The following is a 15885-nucleotide window of genomic DNA, read 5'->3' on the forward strand; positions in this document are numbered from 1 at the left end:
CCATGACGTCAAAATTTGTGCTTCATCCCGGCAACCTGACCTTTGCCGATCTTCGCCGGGTGGCCGCCGGTTTCTGCCCGATCGAGCTGGCCGACAGCGCCTGGAAAAATATCGAACGGTCCCGCGCCACCGTGGAGCGGATCGTCGAGGAGCAGGATACCGCTTACGGCATCAACACCGGCTTCGGCCTGCTGGCCAATACCAGCATCCCGCCAAGCCAGCTCGATGACCTGCAAAGGAATCTGGTCCTGTCCCACAGCTGCGGGGTCGGCGACGACCTGCCGGACGAAGTGGTGCGCCTGATCACGGTGCTGAAAATCTCCAGCCTGTCCCAGGGTTATTCCGGGGTGCGGCCGGAGCTGGTGCAGCATCTGATCGATTTCCATAACGCCGGGCTGCTGGCCTCGATCCCGGAAAAAGGCTCGGTCGGGGCGTCGGGCGATCTGGCGCCGCTGGCCCATTTCGCCGGGGCGCTGATGGGCGAAGGCTTCATCCGTTTTGACGGTGAAAAACTTCCGGCCCCGGTGGCGCTGGACAAGGCGGGGCTCAAGCCGTTGCGGCTCAAGGCCAAGGAAGGACTTGCCATTCTCAACGGCACCCAGGTGTCGACGGCGCTGGCGCTGCGGGCGCTGTTTGACATTGAAAAAGTGTTCGGCGCGGCGGTGGTGGCGGGGGCCATGTCACTGGATGCGCTCAAGGGCAGCATCGCCCCGTTTGACGACCGCATTCACCGGATCCGGCGCCAGCCGGGCCAGCGCGATGTGGCGCCGCTTTATCCGGCGCTGCTGGAAGACAGCGGCATTCTCGCCTCCCATGAAAAATGCTCCAAGGTGCAGGATCCCTACAGCCTGCGCTGCCAGCCGCAGGTGATGGGCGCCTGCCTCGACCTGATGCGCCAGGCCGGGGAAACATTGATCCGGGAAGCCGATGCAGTGACCGACAACCCGCTGATCTTTTCCTGTGAAGGCGATGTGATTTCCGGCGGCAACTTCCATGCCGAACCGGTGGCCTTTGCCGCCGACATGCTGGCCATGGCGGTCTCGGAAATCGCCGCCCTGTCGGAACGCAGGCTCGCGATCCTGATCGATCCCTATATGAGCGGCCTGCCGGCCTTCCTGGTTCATGACAGCGGCCTTAATTCCGGCTTCATGATCGCCCAGGTGACGGCGGCGGCGCTGGTCTCGGAAAACAAAACCATGGCTCATCCCTCCAGCGTCGACAGCCTGCCCACTTCCGCCAACCAGGAAGACCATGTCAGCATGGCCACTTACGGTGCCCGGCGCACCGGCGAGATGGCCCGCAACGCGGCCACGGTGGTGGGGATCGAGCTTTTGGCGGCAGCCCAGGGGATAGATTTCCACGCCCCGCTCAGGACCTCGCCGGCGCTGCAGGTCTATCACGACCGGATCCGCAGGGAAGTGGATTTTTATGACCGCGACCGTAATTTCGCCCCGGACCTGGAAAAAATCACCGCCATGGTGCTGGCCGGCGACTTTGCTGCGGTGGCCGAACGACTGTTGCCCGGGGCGGAGGAGTGATGATGGACGAAGCCTTCTATCATTTCACTCCGGGGTCCGCGCCGTTGCTGGTCAGCATGCCCCATGTGGGCACCGAAATCCCGCCGGCAATTGCCGACAGCATGACTGATGACGCGCGCGCCGTGCCGGACACGGACTGGCATGTGGACCGGCTCTATGACTTCCTCGGCGACATGGACCTGCCGGTGATCCGGGCCCGCTACAGCCGCTATGTGGTGGACCTGAACCGGGATGCGGAAGGGGCGGCGCTCTATCCGGGCCAGAGTGAGACGGAAGTTTGCCCCGGCAGCAGCTTCGACCATAAACCGCTTTATACCAGCGGCCAGGGGGTGGACCCGGCCGAGGCGGCAAGGAGGATCGGCCTCTACTGGCGGCCCTATCATGATCGTCTGCGCCAGGAACTGGACAGGATCAGGGGCGACTATGGCTATGCCCTGTTGTGGGATGCCCATTCGATCAGGAGTGTGGTGCCGCGCTTTTTCGCCGGGCAACTGCCGGACCTCAATATCGGCACCGGCGGGGGCTCGGCCTGTGCCGCCGGGACGGCGGAAGCCATCCTCGCCGTGGGGCAGGCGAGCAGCTATTCGACCGTGCTGAACGGCCGCTTCAAGGGCGGTTATATCACCCGCCACTATGGTGAGCCGGCGCACAACATCCAGGCGGTACAGATGGAAATTTCCCAGACCACTTACATGGAGGAAGACCCGCCCTATGCGTTTGACGAGGCAAAAGCCGAAATCCTGCGGCCGGTGCTGAGAAACATGATGCAACAGTTTATGGCGTCAGCGGGCCGTCGCCAGTAAGCCCTCGATATCGAGATGTTTCTGCATATGTTCGGCAAGGCCGTCAAGCAGGCGATCGACCTGGCCCTGATAGTTTGTCCCTGCAGCCCGTTCCGGCTGCAGTTGCCGGAGCCAGGCGGTGCGGAAGGCGTCATCGGCAAACAGGCCGTGCAGGTAGCAGCCTTCTGCCAAGCCGTCCTCCGAGCAGGCCCCGTCCCGGTGGCTTCCCAGGTCAAGCAGCGGACGATCGCAATCGGGACCGCCGGTCCGGCCCATATGCATTTCATAGCCATGCACTGGTTTACCTGTCGGAAGATGTGTCCCGGTGACCTCCACCAGGCGTTTGTCAGTTGTAAAGATCGTCTCAATATCAAGTAAGCCAAGACCACGGGCGGTAGGGGCCTGGCCTTCGATCCCATCGGGGTCTGACAGTTCCTGCCCCAGCATCTGATAGCCGCCGCAGATGCCGAGTACTCGGCCGCCGTGGCGCAGATGTACCTCGATATCCCGGTCCCAGCCCTGGCTGCGCAGGAATTCCAGATCGGCGATGGTGGATTTGGTTCCGGGCAGGATGATGACGTCGGTGGTGCGCGGCAGGGGGCGGCCTGGCGGAATAAACTCCAGCAGGACATCAACTTCCGCCTTCAGGGGATCAAAGTCGTCAAAATTGGAAATCCGGCTCAGCATCGGCACCGCGATATGAATCTGTTTCCGGTTCCGGCCTGTTTGTTGTTCCAGCACGACCGCGTCCTCGGCCGGAAGCTTTGCCGCATCGAGCCAGAAGGGCAGGGTGCCGAAGCCGCGCCAGCCGGTGCGTTCCTCGATGATCCGGTAGCCGTCGTCAAACAGGCTGAGATCGCCGCGGAATTTGTTGATCAGGAAACCGGAGACCAGTTCCCGGTCCTCCGGCTCCAAGAGTTCAGAGGTGCCGACCAGGCTGGCGATAACGCCGCCGCGGTCAATGTCGCCGATCAGGATCACCGGGCAGTTCGCTTCCCGGGCGAAGCCCATATTGGCGATATCGCCCGCCCGCAGGTTGACTTCGGCGGGACTGCCGGCTCCTTCGACCAGCACCAGGTCACACTCTGCCTGCAGGTGCCGATAGCTGTCCATCACCGCCGCCAGCAGGTCCCGTTTCAGGGTCTGGTAATCCGTTGCCCCGGCGGTGCCATATACCCTGCCCTGCACCACGATCTGGGCGCCGATGTCGCTTTGTGGTTTGAGCAGCACCGGGTTCATATGCACCGTCGGCTCCACTCGGGCAGCCCGGGCCTGCAGCCACTGGGCCCGGCCGATTTCACCGCCGTCTTTTGTTACCGCCGCATTATTGGACATGTTCTGCGGTTTGAACGGGCGGACCATGAGCCCCCGGTTGCTGAACAGGCGGCACAGGCCGGCGACCAGCAGGGATTTGCCGACATCCGAGCCGGTGCCCTGCAGCATCAATGATTTGGAAACAGCGTTATTCCTCGATTTCAATGGTAAATCCGGTCAATTGTTATAATCTTGCTTCTAAGAAGCTTTATTATTTTAGAACAAGCATACATACTGGTGTCATTAACTATAAATATCGTCTTTGTAACCGTTCGCGAAGAGACTGAATACAGGAGATCTGCACATGAGAAAATTACTACTGTCCCTGATCGGGGTATTTTTCGTCACTTTTCCGGCTGCCGCTCTGGCTGACGGCGCCCCGTCCGGCACCTATATCCTGGAAAAGAAGCACGCCTATCTGCAGTTCTCCTATAATCATATGGGGGCGTCCCATCCGATTGTCCTGTTCCGCAAGTTTGATGCGACCCTGCACTATAAAGCCGATGATCCTGAAAAAAGTAAAGTCAAGGTGACCATCGATCCGAACAGCATTGATACCGGCATGGACATGTTTGACAAGGAACTGGCTGAAAAGCCTGATTTCCTGGATGCCGGCAATTACCCGGAGATTACTTTTGTCGCCACCAATCTGGAGCAGACCGGCGACGGCAAAGGCAGGATGACCGGCGACCTGACCATTAAGGGCGTGACCAAGCCGGTAACCCTGGATGTCACCCTGAACAAGTCCGGCACCCATCCCATGTCCGGTCAGGCCCAGCTGGGCTTTTCCGCTACCGGTACTTTTAAAAGGTCCGATTTCGGCATCGGCTATGCGGTGCCGATGGTTAGTGACGAGCTTACCGTGACCATTGAAGTGGAATTCATGCCGTCAGCCTGAGGGTAATGCCTAAAATGAGGGAGCGCTACAGCACCGTCGCCATTCTGCTGCACTGGCTGATTGCCGTGATGATCATCGGCATGGTCGTTATGGGGATCTATATGACCGGCCTGCCGGATGCGCGGATGAGCGAGAAGTTCGAACTCTACCAGCTGCACAAATCCTTCGGCATTACGGTGCTGCTGCTGTCCCTGATCCGGCTTGGCTGGCGCCTCACCCACAGGGCGCCGCCCCTGCCGGCGGAGATGCCCGGATGGGAGCAATGGGCCGCCCGCCTGACCCATGTGGCGTTCTACCTGCTGATGATCGGTATTCCCTTGAGCGGCTGGGCCATGGTCTCGGCCTCGCCCTGGAACCTGCCGACGGTGTTGTTCGGCACCATTGACTGGCCGCACCTGCCGTATTTTTCCACGGTAGCCGACAAGCCGGCGACGGAAGGGATGCTCAAGGACCTGCATGAAGCGCTGGCGTTCGGCACCGTGGCGTTGCTGCTGTTGCATGTGGCGGCGGCACTGAAACATCATTTCATAGAGGGCGATGATGTGCTCGCCCGTATGCTGCCGCTGATCGGAAAAAGGGAAAAAGAATGACACGGATTTTTGCTTTACTTGGTCTTTTGCTGCTGTTCCCCCAGGCAGGCCTGTCTGCAGACTGGGCGGTGGATCCGGCAAAAAGCCGGCTTGGTTTTTCCAGCATTCAGACCGGCCAGCCGTTCGAGGGGGTTTTCAAAAACTGGTCTGCGAAAATATCTCTCGACCCTGACGATCTGTCCGCGGCGTCGATCCGGGTGGAGATTGACATGGCCTCGGTGGATACTTCCGACATGCAGCGCGACAGTGTCCTGCCAGAGGTCGAATGGTTTGATGTGGCCCACTTTCCAAAAGCGGTATTTGAATCAAAAAATGTGAGGCTCATCGAAGGGAACAAGTATGAGGCCGAGGGCACCCTGACCATCCGCGGCATCGGCAAGAAGGTCCTTCTGCCCTTTACCCTGGAGATTGACGGCGCTGTGGCACAGGCTGCCGGTGGCCTTACCCTGGTGCGCACCGACTTTGGCGTCGGCCAGAACATGTGGGCCAGCGGCCAGTGGATCGGGCTGGAGGTCAAGGTCACCTTTGAAATCCGGGCAAGCACCGGAGAATAATGATTTTGACCTTGTCCTGAGGCGGGCTCAGGGGCTAGTCTCTGGCCAGACTGCGAATTTCAGGAGGTCCCAGCCACATGTCCGCCAATCTTTATGACATCATGCAAGATCATTTTCGGGACAAGCTGGATCGTCCGGCCATCGTGACGCCGGAGGGCGGGCTCTGGACCTATGGCGACCTGGATAACCTGAGTGCGCGCTTTGCCGGATTGCTGCGCCGCTATGGCGTCACCCCCGGGGCCCGCGTGGTGGTGCAGGTGGATAAGTCGGTGGGGGCGGTGGCGCTTTACCTGGGCGCGCTCCGGGCCGGGGCGATCTTTATCCCGCTCAACACCGCCTATACTGAAGACGAAGTGGATTATTTTTTACGTGACGCCCGACCGCAGATCTTTGTCTGCCGTCCGGAAGGGGAAGAACAGGGTGAACGTTTGGCCGCCGGGGCCGGGGTGCCGTTCCTGAAACTGATGGATACCTCGCCGGATGAGTGTTTCTGGGCTGAGGCGCTGGAGAGTGACCCCGATCCGGAGGTTGAGGATTATGAAGCGGATGACCTGGCGGCGATCCTCTATACCTCAGGTACCACCGGCAAGCCCAAGGGCGCCATGCTGAGCCATGGCAATCTGTCCAGCAATGCCCTTACTCTTTTGAAGTATTGGGCGTTCGAAGATGGCGATGTGTTGCTGCACGCCCTGCCGGTGTTCCATGTGCATGGCCTGTTCGTTGCGCTGAACACCGCCTTTCTCAATGCCTCAAAAGTAATCTTTTTGGAAAAATACGACGTCGCGCTGATCCGTAAATATCTGCCGGACAGCACAGTGATGATGGGAGTGCCTACCTTCTATACCCGGCTGCTGGCACAGGAAGATTTCGGCAAGGAGGACTGCGTCAACATGCGCTTGTTCATTTCCGGCTCGGCGCCGATGACCGCCCAAGTGCACCGGGAGTTCGAGGCCCGCACCGGCATGAGGATTCTGGAACGCTACGGCATGACCGAAGCCGGCATGATTACCTCCAACCCCTATCACGGCGAGCGCATTGCGGGCACTGTCGGCTTTGCCCTGCCCGGGGTCGAGGTGCGGATCGCCGATCCCGACGGGAACATCCTGGCGGCCGGGGAGACCGGTGTTGTCGAAGCCCGGGGCCCGAATATTTTTGAAGGCTACTGGCAGATGCCGGAAAAAACCGCTGAGGAATTCCGCGACGACGGCTTCTTCATCACCGGCGATGTGGGCAGCCTGGATGAAGAAGGGCGTCTGACCCTGGAAGGCCGGGCCAAGGACCTGATCATTTCCGGCGGCCTCAATATTTATCCGAAGGAGATCGAGGCCTGTCTCGATGCCATTGACGGGGTGAAGGAAACAGCGGTGATTGCCATTCCCGATGCGGATTTCGGCGAGGCGGTGGCGGCCGTGGTGGTGCCGGAACGCCAGGGCAGTATCAATGAGGAAAAACTGCGCGCGGTGGTCGGGGAGAAGCTGGCCCGGTTCAAGCATCCGAAGATTTATCACTTCGTCGACGAACTGCCGCGCAACACCATGGGCAAGGTGCAGAAAAACCTGCTCAGGCAGTTTTATGCCCCGGATGACCAGGCCTAGGCAGTTTTGGGGCTGTCCCTGAGTGACTGCTTGAGGAATTCCATCAGCAGGGAGACCCGGCGCGGCACATATTGCTGGGACGGATACATGGCCCACATGGTGACATTGTCCAGGGAATAATCCTCGAGCAACGGCACCAGAGTATCCGTGGTGGCATAATCCAGGTAAAATTCCGGGACCTGCAAAATACCGAGGCCGGCTTCGGCGGCCTTGATCAGGGCCCGGCCGTTATTTGATTTCCAGTTACCGCGCACCACCACTTCGCGGATGTCCTCGCCGGAGCGGAACCGCCAGTAAGGCAGGGTGCCGACCAGGCAGTTGTGATTCTCCAGTTCGTCCGGCAATTGCGGTACACCGTGCCGGTCCAGATAGGAGCGGCTTGCGGCGGTCACCAGGCGATAGCTGTAAAGCTTGTCGGCGGAAAAATGCTCGCGGTCCGGCAGACCGGTGCGAATGGCCAGATCAAAATGTTCTTCCTGGATGTCCACCAGCCGGTTGGTGAAGCTCACTTCCATGGTGACTTCCGGATAGAGGGTCAGGAAGTCGGCCAGCACCGGGGCCAGGAACTCCTCGCCGAAGGCGCCGGCGGCGGTGAGCCGGATCTGACCGCGCGGGGTGGTCAGTTCCTCGCCCAGGACATTGCGGGCTTCCTCCAGATTTTGCAGGATTTTCTGGCAGCGCATGAAGAAATCCACGCCCTGGTTGGTCAGGGTTTGCTTGCGGGTGGTGCGGTGCAGGAGTTGCACCCCAAGACTTTTTTCCAGTGCCCTGACCTGCTTGGACACATGGGATTTGGACACATCAAGCGCTTTGGCGGCGGCGGAAAAGGAGCCCTTCTCCACCACATTGACAAACTCGATAATGCCGGTCCAGCGATAGTCCATGATTTTCCAATTGTTTCTGAATAGAAACACTTTGTTGATTTATAAATAAATTGTGAGCCCTATGAAATCAATGTAATTTGTCGGCGATAGCAATAAACGTAATTCATTTCTAGGAGACTGATGTCATGGAAACCCGTGCTGCCGTGGCCTTCAAGGCCGGTGAACCCCTGTCAATCGAAACTGTTCAGCTGGATGGCCCGCGCAAGGGCGAAGTGCTGGTGGAACTGAAGGCGACCGGTATCTGTCATACCGATGCCTTTACCCTGTCCGGGGATGATCCGGAAGGCGCCTTCCCGGCGATCCTGGGCCATGAAGGGGCCGGCGTGGTGGTTGAAGTGGGCGAGGGCGTGACCTCCCTGGAAGTGGGCGATCATGTGATTCCGCTCTACACCCCGGAATGCCGCGAGTGTGACTATTGCCTGCATCCCAAAACCAACCTCTGTCAGTCAATCCGCGAGACCCAGGGCAAGGGCGTGATGCCGGACGGCACCAGCCGTTTCTCCCTCAATGGCGAGCCGATCCTGCACTACATGGGCTGTTCCACTTTCTCCAACTATACGGTACTGCCGGAAATTGCCCTGGCGAAAATCCGCAAGGATGCGCCATTTGACAAGGTCTGCTACATCGGTTGCGGTGTGACCACCGGCGTTGGCGCCGTGGTCTATGACGCCAAGGTGGAGCCGGGCTCCAATGTGGTGGTGTTCGGCCTCGGCGGCATCGGCCTCAATGTGATTCAGGGCGCGCGCATGGTCGGCGCCAACAAGATCGTCGGCATCGACCTCAACGAAGGCAAGGTGGAAATGGCGAAGAAATTCGGCATGACCGACTTCATCAACCCGAGCAAATGCGACAATGTGATCGAGGCCATCCTTGATCTCACCAATGGCGGCGCCGATTACAGCTTTGAATGTATCGGCAATGTCAACACCATGCGCCAGGCGCTGGAATGCTGCCACAAGGGCTGGGGGGAAAGCGTCATCATCGGTGTCGCCGGCGCCGGCCAGGAAATTTCCACCCGTCCGTTCCAGCTGGTCACCGGGCGCGTGTGGCGCGGCTCTGCCTTTGGCGGCGCCCGCGGCCGCACCGACGTGCCGAAGATTGTCGACTGGTATATGAACGGCAAGATCAACATCGACGACCTGATCACCCACACCATGCCGCTGGAAGATATCAACAAGGCCTTTGACCTGATGCATCACGGTGAAAGCATCCGTAGCGTCGTGCTCTACTAAAGGGGACGCACTATGTCTGATCTGATTGTCGGAGAACATCGCTGTTTCGACGGCCGTTTGCTGTACTGCGAGCACCAATCGGCCGTCACCAATTGCCGCATGCGCTTTTCCCTGTACCTGCCGCCGGCAGCGGCACAGGGGCCGGTGCCGCTGGTCACCTGGCTCAGCGGCCTGACCTGCACCGAGGAGAATTTCACCGCCAAGGCCGGCGCCTATAAGAAGGCGTCGGAACTTGGGCTGGCCATCCTGGCCCCCGACACCTCGCCGCGCGGCGAGGGCGTGGCCGATGATGAAGGCTATGACATGGGCCAGGGGGCCGGCTTCTATGTGGACAGCACCGAGGCGCCCTGGAAGCCCCATTTCCAGATGTACAGCTATATCACCCGGGAACTCCGTGAACTGGTGTTGCAGGAATTTCCGGTTGATTCCCATAAATTGGGAATTTTTGGCCACAGTATGGGCGGTCACGGGGCGCTGACCATCTACCTGAAAAATCAGGACATTTATAAATCCGTCTCTGCCTTTGCGCCGATCGTGTCCCCCATGAATTGCCCGTGGGGACACAAGGCGCTCGGCGGTTATATCGGCGAAGATCGGGAAGGCTGGCGACAATATGATTCCTGTGAACTCATACAGGCGCTTGGAGAGGGTTTACATCGATCTAAAATTCTAGTAGATCAGGGGTTGGCGGATGCGTTCCTGGAGGAGCAATTGAAGCCGGAATTGTTTGAGAAGGCTTGTGCAAAGGTGGGGCAGAAGTTGACCTTGCGTCGTCATGAGGGGTATGATCATGGATATTTCTTTATCCAGACCTTTATGGATGATCATCTGGCGCATCATGCAGCATTGCTCGGGTAACCATGTAAATGAAAAATGCCCCGGGTCTTCTGAGCGGGGCATTTTGTTTTTATTGCAGATTTGGCGCTTAAAACCATTTTCATAATGATATTTTGTGCTATGTTGCATGCAATTATTGGGCGTTCAGGTCTTAAAAACTGCGCCAAGTTACGGTATTATAGACATAATTTATATCAATTATAAATAGCGTTTATACCATATTGCATGCAATTACGGGAGTGGATGGGTAATGCAAAAAATATGGGATCCGCAGAGAGCGGGCCAAATTATTGAAGACTATGCCGAGGTGAAAGGCGGCCTGATTGAGGCATTGCATGCACTCCAGGCTGAGTTCGGCTATATCGACGAAGCTGTTTACGCGTCTCTGGCCAGGGGATTCAACATTTCCCGCGCCGAGGTTTACGGAGTCGTCAGCTTTTACCATGACTTCCATAACCATCCGACCGGCAAGCGGGTCCTGAAAATCTGCCAGGCGGAAGCCTGCCAGGCCAGAGGCTCCCGCCAGCTCACCAAGGAAATCCGCGAGCTGCTCGGGATTGATTTCGGAGAAACCACCAGGGACGGCGAAGTGACCCTGGAACCGGTCTATTGCCTTGGTAATTGTGCGGTCAGCCCCAATGCCATGCTGGATAACCGGGTTTACGGGCGGGTGACAAGCGAACGTCTGAAAACACTGCTGAAGGAGACTCAGCTGTGAGTGACGTGACAAAGATTTATATCCCCCTCGAAACAACCGCCCTGTCCCTCGGCGCCGACGAGGTGGCCAAGGCCGTCTTTGATGAATCCACCGACCGGGACATCGAACTTGAAATGATTCGTAACGGCAGCCGGGGCCTGAGCTGGCTCGAGCCGCTGATCGAAGTGGAAACCGACAAGGGGCGCGTGGCCTATGGGCCGGTGACGCCGGAACAGGTCAAAGGCCTGTTCGAGGCCGGCTTCCTCGACGGTGGCGATCACGCCCTGCGCCTGGGCTTGACCGAGGAAATCCCCTATCTCAAGAAGCAGGAGCGGCTGACCTTCGCCCGGGTGGGACTGATCGATCCCCTCAATCTGGAGGATTACCGGGCCAACGGCGGCCTCGCCGGTCTGGAAAAGGCGCTTGCCATGGCACCCGCGGATATCGTCAGGGAAGTGACCGACTCCGGCCTGCGCGGCCGTGGCGGCGCGGCCTTCCCGGCGGGGATTAAATGGAACACGGTGCTGGGCGCGGAAGCGGACCAGAAATATATCACCTGTAACGCCGATGAAGGCGACAGCGGCACCTTTGCCGACCGCCTGCTGATGGAAGGCGACCCCTTCTGCCTGCTGGAAGGTATGGCCATCGCCGGGCTCGCCGTTGGCGCGACCAAAGGTTACATCTACCTGCGCAGCGAATATCCCCTGTGCCACGAAATCCTCAACGAGGCCCTCCAGGTGATGCGCGACGCCGGCTATCTGGGCGATAATATTAACGGATCCGGCAAGGCCTTTGACGTGGAAGTGCGCAAGGGCGCCGGCGCCTATATCTGCGGCGAGGAAACCAGCATGCTGGAAAGCCTTGAGGGCAAAAAGGGCATGGTCCGGGCCAAGCCGCCGCTGCCGGCGCTGGAAGGACTGTTCGGTAAACCGACTGTGGTCAACAATGTGATCACCCTGGCCTCCGTGCCGTGGATCCTGGCCAACGGCGGCAAGGCCTATGCGGATTTTGGAATGGGGCGTTCCCGTGGTACAATGACATTCCAGCTGGCGGGGAATATCCGCCAGGGCGGCCTGGTGGAAAAGGCCTTTGGCGTGACGCTGCGGGACCTGATGGAAGAGTTCGGCGGCGGCACCATCAGCGGCAGGCCCGCCCGCGCCGTTCAGGTGGGCGGACCGCTCGGCGCCTATCTGCCGGAACATCAGTTCGATCTGCCGATGGATTATGAATCCTTCAGTGCCGAAGGCGCCATGGTCGGCCACGGCGGCATTGTGGTGTTTGACGACACAGTGGATATGGCGCAACAGGCGCGCTTTGCCTTTGAATTCTGCGTGGCGGAATCCTGCGGCAAATGCACCCCCTGCCGGATCGGCTCGGTCCGCGGCATGGAAACCATGGACAAGGTCATCCGCGGTGAGCATGCGGAACAGAACCTGCAGCTGATTGAAGATTTATGTGAAGTGATGGAAGACGGGTCGCTGTGCGCGATGGGCGGTATGACGCCCTATCCGGTGAAATCAGCAATAAAATATTTCCCGGATGACTTCCGGTCACCCAAGACACAAGCCCAATAGATTAAACGGAGTGAGATAAGATGACTCTGATCAGGGACAAAGATTTCGGAACCCCGGCGCGCACCAGCGACAAGCAGGTGACGCTGGAAATTGACGGCCGCAGCGTGACCGTGCCGGAGGGCACCTCGGTCATTCGTGCGGCGGCGGAAGTGGGCATCAATATCCCCAAGCTTTGCGCCACCGACAAGCTGGAATCCTTCGGTTCCTGCCGCCTGTGTGTGGTCGAGGTGGAAGGCCGTCGCGGCCTGCCGTCAAGCTGTACCCTGCCGGCAGAAGACGGCATGAAGGTCACCACCGAAAATGACAAGCTGGCCCGGGTGCGCCGCGGGGTGATGGAGCTTTATATCTCCGACCACCCGCTGGACTGCCTGACCTGTTCCGCCAACGGCAACTGTGAACTGCAGGATATGGCCGGCCAGGTCGGCCTGCGGAATGTGCGCTATGGCTATGACGGGGAAAACCATCTCGAGGCTGAGAAGGACGAGAGCAACCCCTATTTCACCTTCGATCCCAGCAAATGTATCGTCTGTTCCCGTTGCGTGCGCGCCTGCGAGGAAGTGCAGGGCACCTTTGCCCTGACCATCGGAGGGCGCGGCTTTGACAGCCATGTTTCCGCCGGCGCCGACCAGCCGTTCCTGGAAAGCGACTGCGTGTCCTGCGGCGCCTGTGTGGACGCCTGTCCGACCGCGACCCTGATGGAAGACAGCGTCATCGAAATGGGCCAGCCGGAACATTCCGTCATCACCACCTGCGCCTATTGCGGTGTCGGCTGCGGTTTCAAGGCGGAAATGAAAGGCAGCGAGGTTGTTCGCATGGTGCCGTGGAAGGACGGCAAGGCCAACCATGGCCACAGCTGTGTTAAAGGCCGCTTCGCCTGGGGTTATGCCACCCACCAGGACCGGGTCATCAGCCCGATGATCCGTGAAAAGATCACCGATCCCTGGCGGGAGGTGAGCTGGGACGAGGCTATCGAATACAGCGCCAAACGCCTCAAGGAAGTGCAGGAAAAATACGGCCGTAAATCCATCGGCGGCATCACCTCTTCCCGTTGCACCAACGAGGAAGTCTATGTGGTGCAGAAACTGATCCGCGCCGCCTTCGGCAACAACAATGTGGATACCTGCGCCCGTGTCTGCCACAGCCCGACCGGCTACGGCCTCAAGGAAACCCTTGGCACCAGCGCCGGCACCCAGGCGTTCGACAGCGTGCTCGAAGCGGATGTGATCATGATCATCGGCTCCAACCCGTCCGATGCCCACCCGGTGTTTGCCTCCCAGATGAAGCGGCGGCTGCGCCAGGGCGCCAAGCTGATCATCATTGACCCGCGCGCCATCGAACTGGTGCAGACTCCGCATATCAGGGCGGACTATCATCTGCCGCTCAAGCCCGGCACCAATGTGGCCATGGTCAATGCCCTGGCCCATGTGATTGTCAGCGAAGGGCTGGAGCAGAAAGACTATATCAACGAGCGCTGCGACCTCGAGGCCTATGAGGCCTGGCGGGAATTTGTCCTGCGCGAGGAAAACAGCCCGGAGAATGTGGCGGAAATCACCGGCGTACCGGCCGAGGATATTCGCGCCGCCGCCCGGCTTTATGCCTCCGCCCATGACGGCAAGGAAGGTCGCGCCGCGATCTACTACGGCCTCGGCGTGACCGAACACAGCCAGGGCTCCACCATGGTGATGGGCATGGCCAACCTGGCCATGGCGACCGGCAATATCGGTTTTGAAGGCGCCGGGGTCAACCCCATGCGCGGCCAGAATAACGTGCAGGGCTCCTGCGACATGGGCTCCTTCCCGCACGAGTTCCCGGGCTACCGCCATGTGTCTGACGACGCGACCCGCAGCCTGTTTGAACAGGACTGGGGCGTCAAGCTGGATAATGAACCTGGCCTGCGCATTCCCGGGATGTTCGATGCTGCGGTGGACGGCAGTTACAAGGCCATGTATATCCAGGGTGAAGACGTCGCCCAGAGCGATCCCAACACCCACCATGTGGAAGCGGCGCTCGGCAACCTGGACTGCCTGATCGTGCAGGACCTGTTTCTCAACGAAACCGCCCGCTTTGCCCATATCTTCCTGCCCGGCACCAGCTTCCTGGAAAAAGACGGCACCTTTATCAATGCCGAACGCCGTACCAGCCGGGTGCGCAAGGCCATGTCGCCGAAAAACGGGCCCGACGGCCAGGGCATGGATGAATGGGAAATCACCTGCCGCATCGCCCGGGCCATGGGCTATGACATGCAGTATAACGAGGCGTCCGAGATCATGGACGAAATCGCCCGCCTGACGCCGTCCTTTGCCGGGATCAGTTTTGACAAGCTGGACCAGAAGGGCAGCATTCAGTGGCCCTGCAATGATGAAGCCCCGGAAGGCACCGTGACCATGCATGTGGGCGGCTTCGTGCGCGGCAAGGGCAACTTTGTGGTGACCGAATTTGTCCCGACCAAGGAGAAGGTCACCCGTCGCTTCCCGCTGCTGCTGACCACCGGGCGGATTCTCAGCCAGTATAATGTGGGCGCCCAGACCCGCCGCACCGAGAATAATGTCTGGCATGAAGAGGATGTGCTGGAAATCCATCCCCATGATGCCGAAGAACGCAATATTGCCGACGGCGATCTGGTCAGTCTGGAAAGCCGGATGGGGGAGACCAGCCTGCGGGCTCATATTTCCGAACGCATGCAGCCGGGCGTGGTCTACACCACCTTCCATATGCCGGAAACCGGCGCCAATGTGGTGACCACGGAGCTCAGCGACTGGGCCACCAACTGTCCGGAATATAAAGTGACCGCCGTGCAGGTGCGCCACACCAACAAGCGGTCCGACTGGCAGGAACATTACGACGAGTTCACCGAACAGACGCGGCATATCGCCGAATAAACGGGATCGAAGGGCCGGGAAATTCCCGGCCTTTCTTCCGGATATTTGTTAAAAAAACATGTTTCTTTTGTGAAAATCGTTTGGTTTCGGCAGGATAGCCCATCAAGAGCGGTTGCCAAAGCCGTATAAAGAAAGTACAAATAGTATGAAAATGCAGTGAAGATAAGCCAAAATTCGGTTTCTGAAGATACGCTAACTTCCTGATTTTTATGTCTCTTTCCGGGTTGTCCGGGGAGAATCATACACGGGGGTTCCGTGTTGAGAAGTTAATTGAATATCAAGATGAAGGACGAATAAATGGCAACTGGTACTGTCAAATGGTTTAACCCCACCAAAGGTTTTGGTTTCATTCAGCCCGACGAAGGCGGATCCGATGTGTTCGTGCATATCACCGCGGTTCACCAGGCCGGAATGGATTCCCTGGATGAGGGTCAGAAAATTTCTTACGAGCTGGAAGAAGGCCGCAACGGCCGGATGGCGGCATCCAAGCTTTCTGCAGGTTAAGAAACAG

14 protein-coding genes are annotated in these 15885 nt (G+C 59.0%); 12 read left to right on the forward strand and 2 right to left on the reverse strand.

Features of this window, described 5'->3' with window-relative positions; genetic code table 11:
- The first annotated feature begins 2 nt into the window (after positions 1–2).
- Positions 3–1538 carry a histidine ammonia-lyase gene (gene hutH, locus FIV46_RS12980; RefSeq protein WP_139941358.1) on the forward strand — a complete coding sequence of 512 codons (1536 nt, stop codon included), beginning with the start codon at positions 3–5 and terminating at the stop codon, positions 1536–1538.
- 2 nt (positions 1539–1540) lie between these two features.
- A complete protein-coding gene (gene hutG / locus FIV46_RS12985; protein ID WP_139941472.1) occupies positions 1541–2341 on the forward strand; it encodes an N-formylglutamate deformylase in 801 nt (266 codons plus the stop codon).
- On the opposite strand, the gene FIV46_RS12990 is transcribed toward hutG, so the two are convergent.
- Positions 2321–3763: a cobyric acid synthase gene (locus tag FIV46_RS12990; protein ID WP_139941471.1), complete on the reverse strand. Its 1443-nt coding sequence runs from the start codon at positions 3761–3763 to the stop codon at positions 2321–2323. The two genes, hutG and FIV46_RS12990, sit on opposite strands and share 21 nt — an antisense overlap.
- Before the next feature lie 175 nt (positions 3764–3938).
- Between FIV46_RS12990 and FIV46_RS12995 the strand changes: the two genes are divergently transcribed.
- From FIV46_RS12995 to FIV46_RS13010, 4 genes are all read left to right on the forward strand, one after another.
- Entirely contained in the window at positions 3939–4532 is a 594-nt protein-coding gene (locus tag FIV46_RS12995) for a YceI family protein (RefSeq protein ID WP_139941359.1), read from the forward strand.
- A 5-nt stretch (positions 4533–4537) separates the two neighbouring features.
- On the forward strand, positions 4538–5122 hold the full coding sequence (locus tag FIV46_RS13000) for a cytochrome b (protein WP_139941360.1): 585 nt from the start codon (positions 4538–4540) through the stop codon (positions 5120–5122).
- Positions 5119–5676 carry a YceI family protein gene (locus FIV46_RS13005; protein ID WP_139941361.1) on the forward strand — a complete coding sequence of 186 codons (558 nt, stop codon included), beginning with the start codon at positions 5119–5121 and terminating at the stop codon, positions 5674–5676. Before FIV46_RS13000 ends, FIV46_RS13005 begins: the two co-directional genes overlap by 4 nt.
- Positions 5677–5753: 77 nt before the next feature.
- Complete coding sequence (locus tag FIV46_RS13010; RefSeq protein ID WP_139941362.1) at positions 5754–7271, forward strand: AMP-binding protein; 1518 nt, start codon at positions 5754–5756, stop codon at positions 7269–7271.
- Here FIV46_RS13010 and FIV46_RS13015 read toward each other — a convergent pair.
- Positions 7268–8155 carry a LysR family transcriptional regulator gene (locus FIV46_RS13015; protein WP_139941363.1) on the reverse strand — a complete coding sequence of 296 codons (888 nt, stop codon included), beginning with the start codon at positions 8153–8155 and terminating at the stop codon, positions 7268–7270. The genes FIV46_RS13010 and FIV46_RS13015 overlap by 4 nt on opposite strands.
- A gap of 125 nt (positions 8156–8280) precedes the next feature.
- Between FIV46_RS13015 and FIV46_RS13020 the strand changes: the two genes are divergently transcribed.
- The 6 genes from FIV46_RS13020 (at position 8281) to FIV46_RS13045 (ending at position 15878) form a co-directional block, all read left to right on the forward strand.
- Positions 8281–9387 carry an S-(hydroxymethyl)glutathione dehydrogenase/class III alcohol dehydrogenase gene (locus FIV46_RS13020; protein WP_139941364.1) on the forward strand — a complete coding sequence of 369 codons (1107 nt, stop codon included), beginning with the start codon at positions 8281–8283 and terminating at the stop codon, positions 9385–9387.
- A gap of 12 nt (positions 9388–9399) precedes the next feature.
- Positions 9400–10245: an S-formylglutathione hydrolase gene (gene fghA, locus FIV46_RS13025; RefSeq protein WP_139941365.1), complete on the forward strand. Its 846-nt coding sequence runs from the start codon at positions 9400–9402 to the stop codon at positions 10243–10245.
- Between the two features lie 229 nt (positions 10246–10474).
- Positions 10475–10942 (forward strand): formate dehydrogenase subunit gamma, encoded by a 468-nt coding sequence (locus FIV46_RS13030; RefSeq protein ID WP_139941366.1) that lies wholly within the window; start codon positions 10475–10477, stop codon positions 10940–10942.
- Positions 10939–12495, forward strand: a complete 1557-nt coding sequence (locus FIV46_RS13035) for a formate dehydrogenase beta subunit (protein ID WP_139941367.1) — start codon at positions 10939–10941, stop codon at positions 12493–12495. The genes FIV46_RS13030 and FIV46_RS13035 overlap by 4 nt, the downstream gene beginning before the upstream one ends.
- Positions 12496–12515: 20 nt before the next feature.
- On the forward strand, positions 12516–15374 hold the full coding sequence (gene fdhF / locus FIV46_RS13040; RefSeq protein ID WP_139941368.1) for a formate dehydrogenase subunit alpha: 2859 nt from the start codon (positions 12516–12518) through the stop codon (positions 15372–15374).
- Positions 15375–15671: 297 nt separating this feature from the next.
- Positions 15672–15878 carry a cold-shock protein gene (locus FIV46_RS13045; protein WP_139941369.1) on the forward strand — a complete coding sequence of 69 codons (207 nt, stop codon included), beginning with the start codon at positions 15672–15674 and terminating at the stop codon, positions 15876–15878.
- The last annotated feature ends 7 nt before the right edge of the window (positions 15879–15885 follow it).

Origin of the sequence: Emcibacter nanhaiensis (assembly GCF_006385175.1) — a bacterium.
Classification (GTDB): Bacteria; Pseudomonadota; Alphaproteobacteria; order Sphingomonadales; family Emcibacteraceae; genus Emcibacter; species Emcibacter nanhaiensis.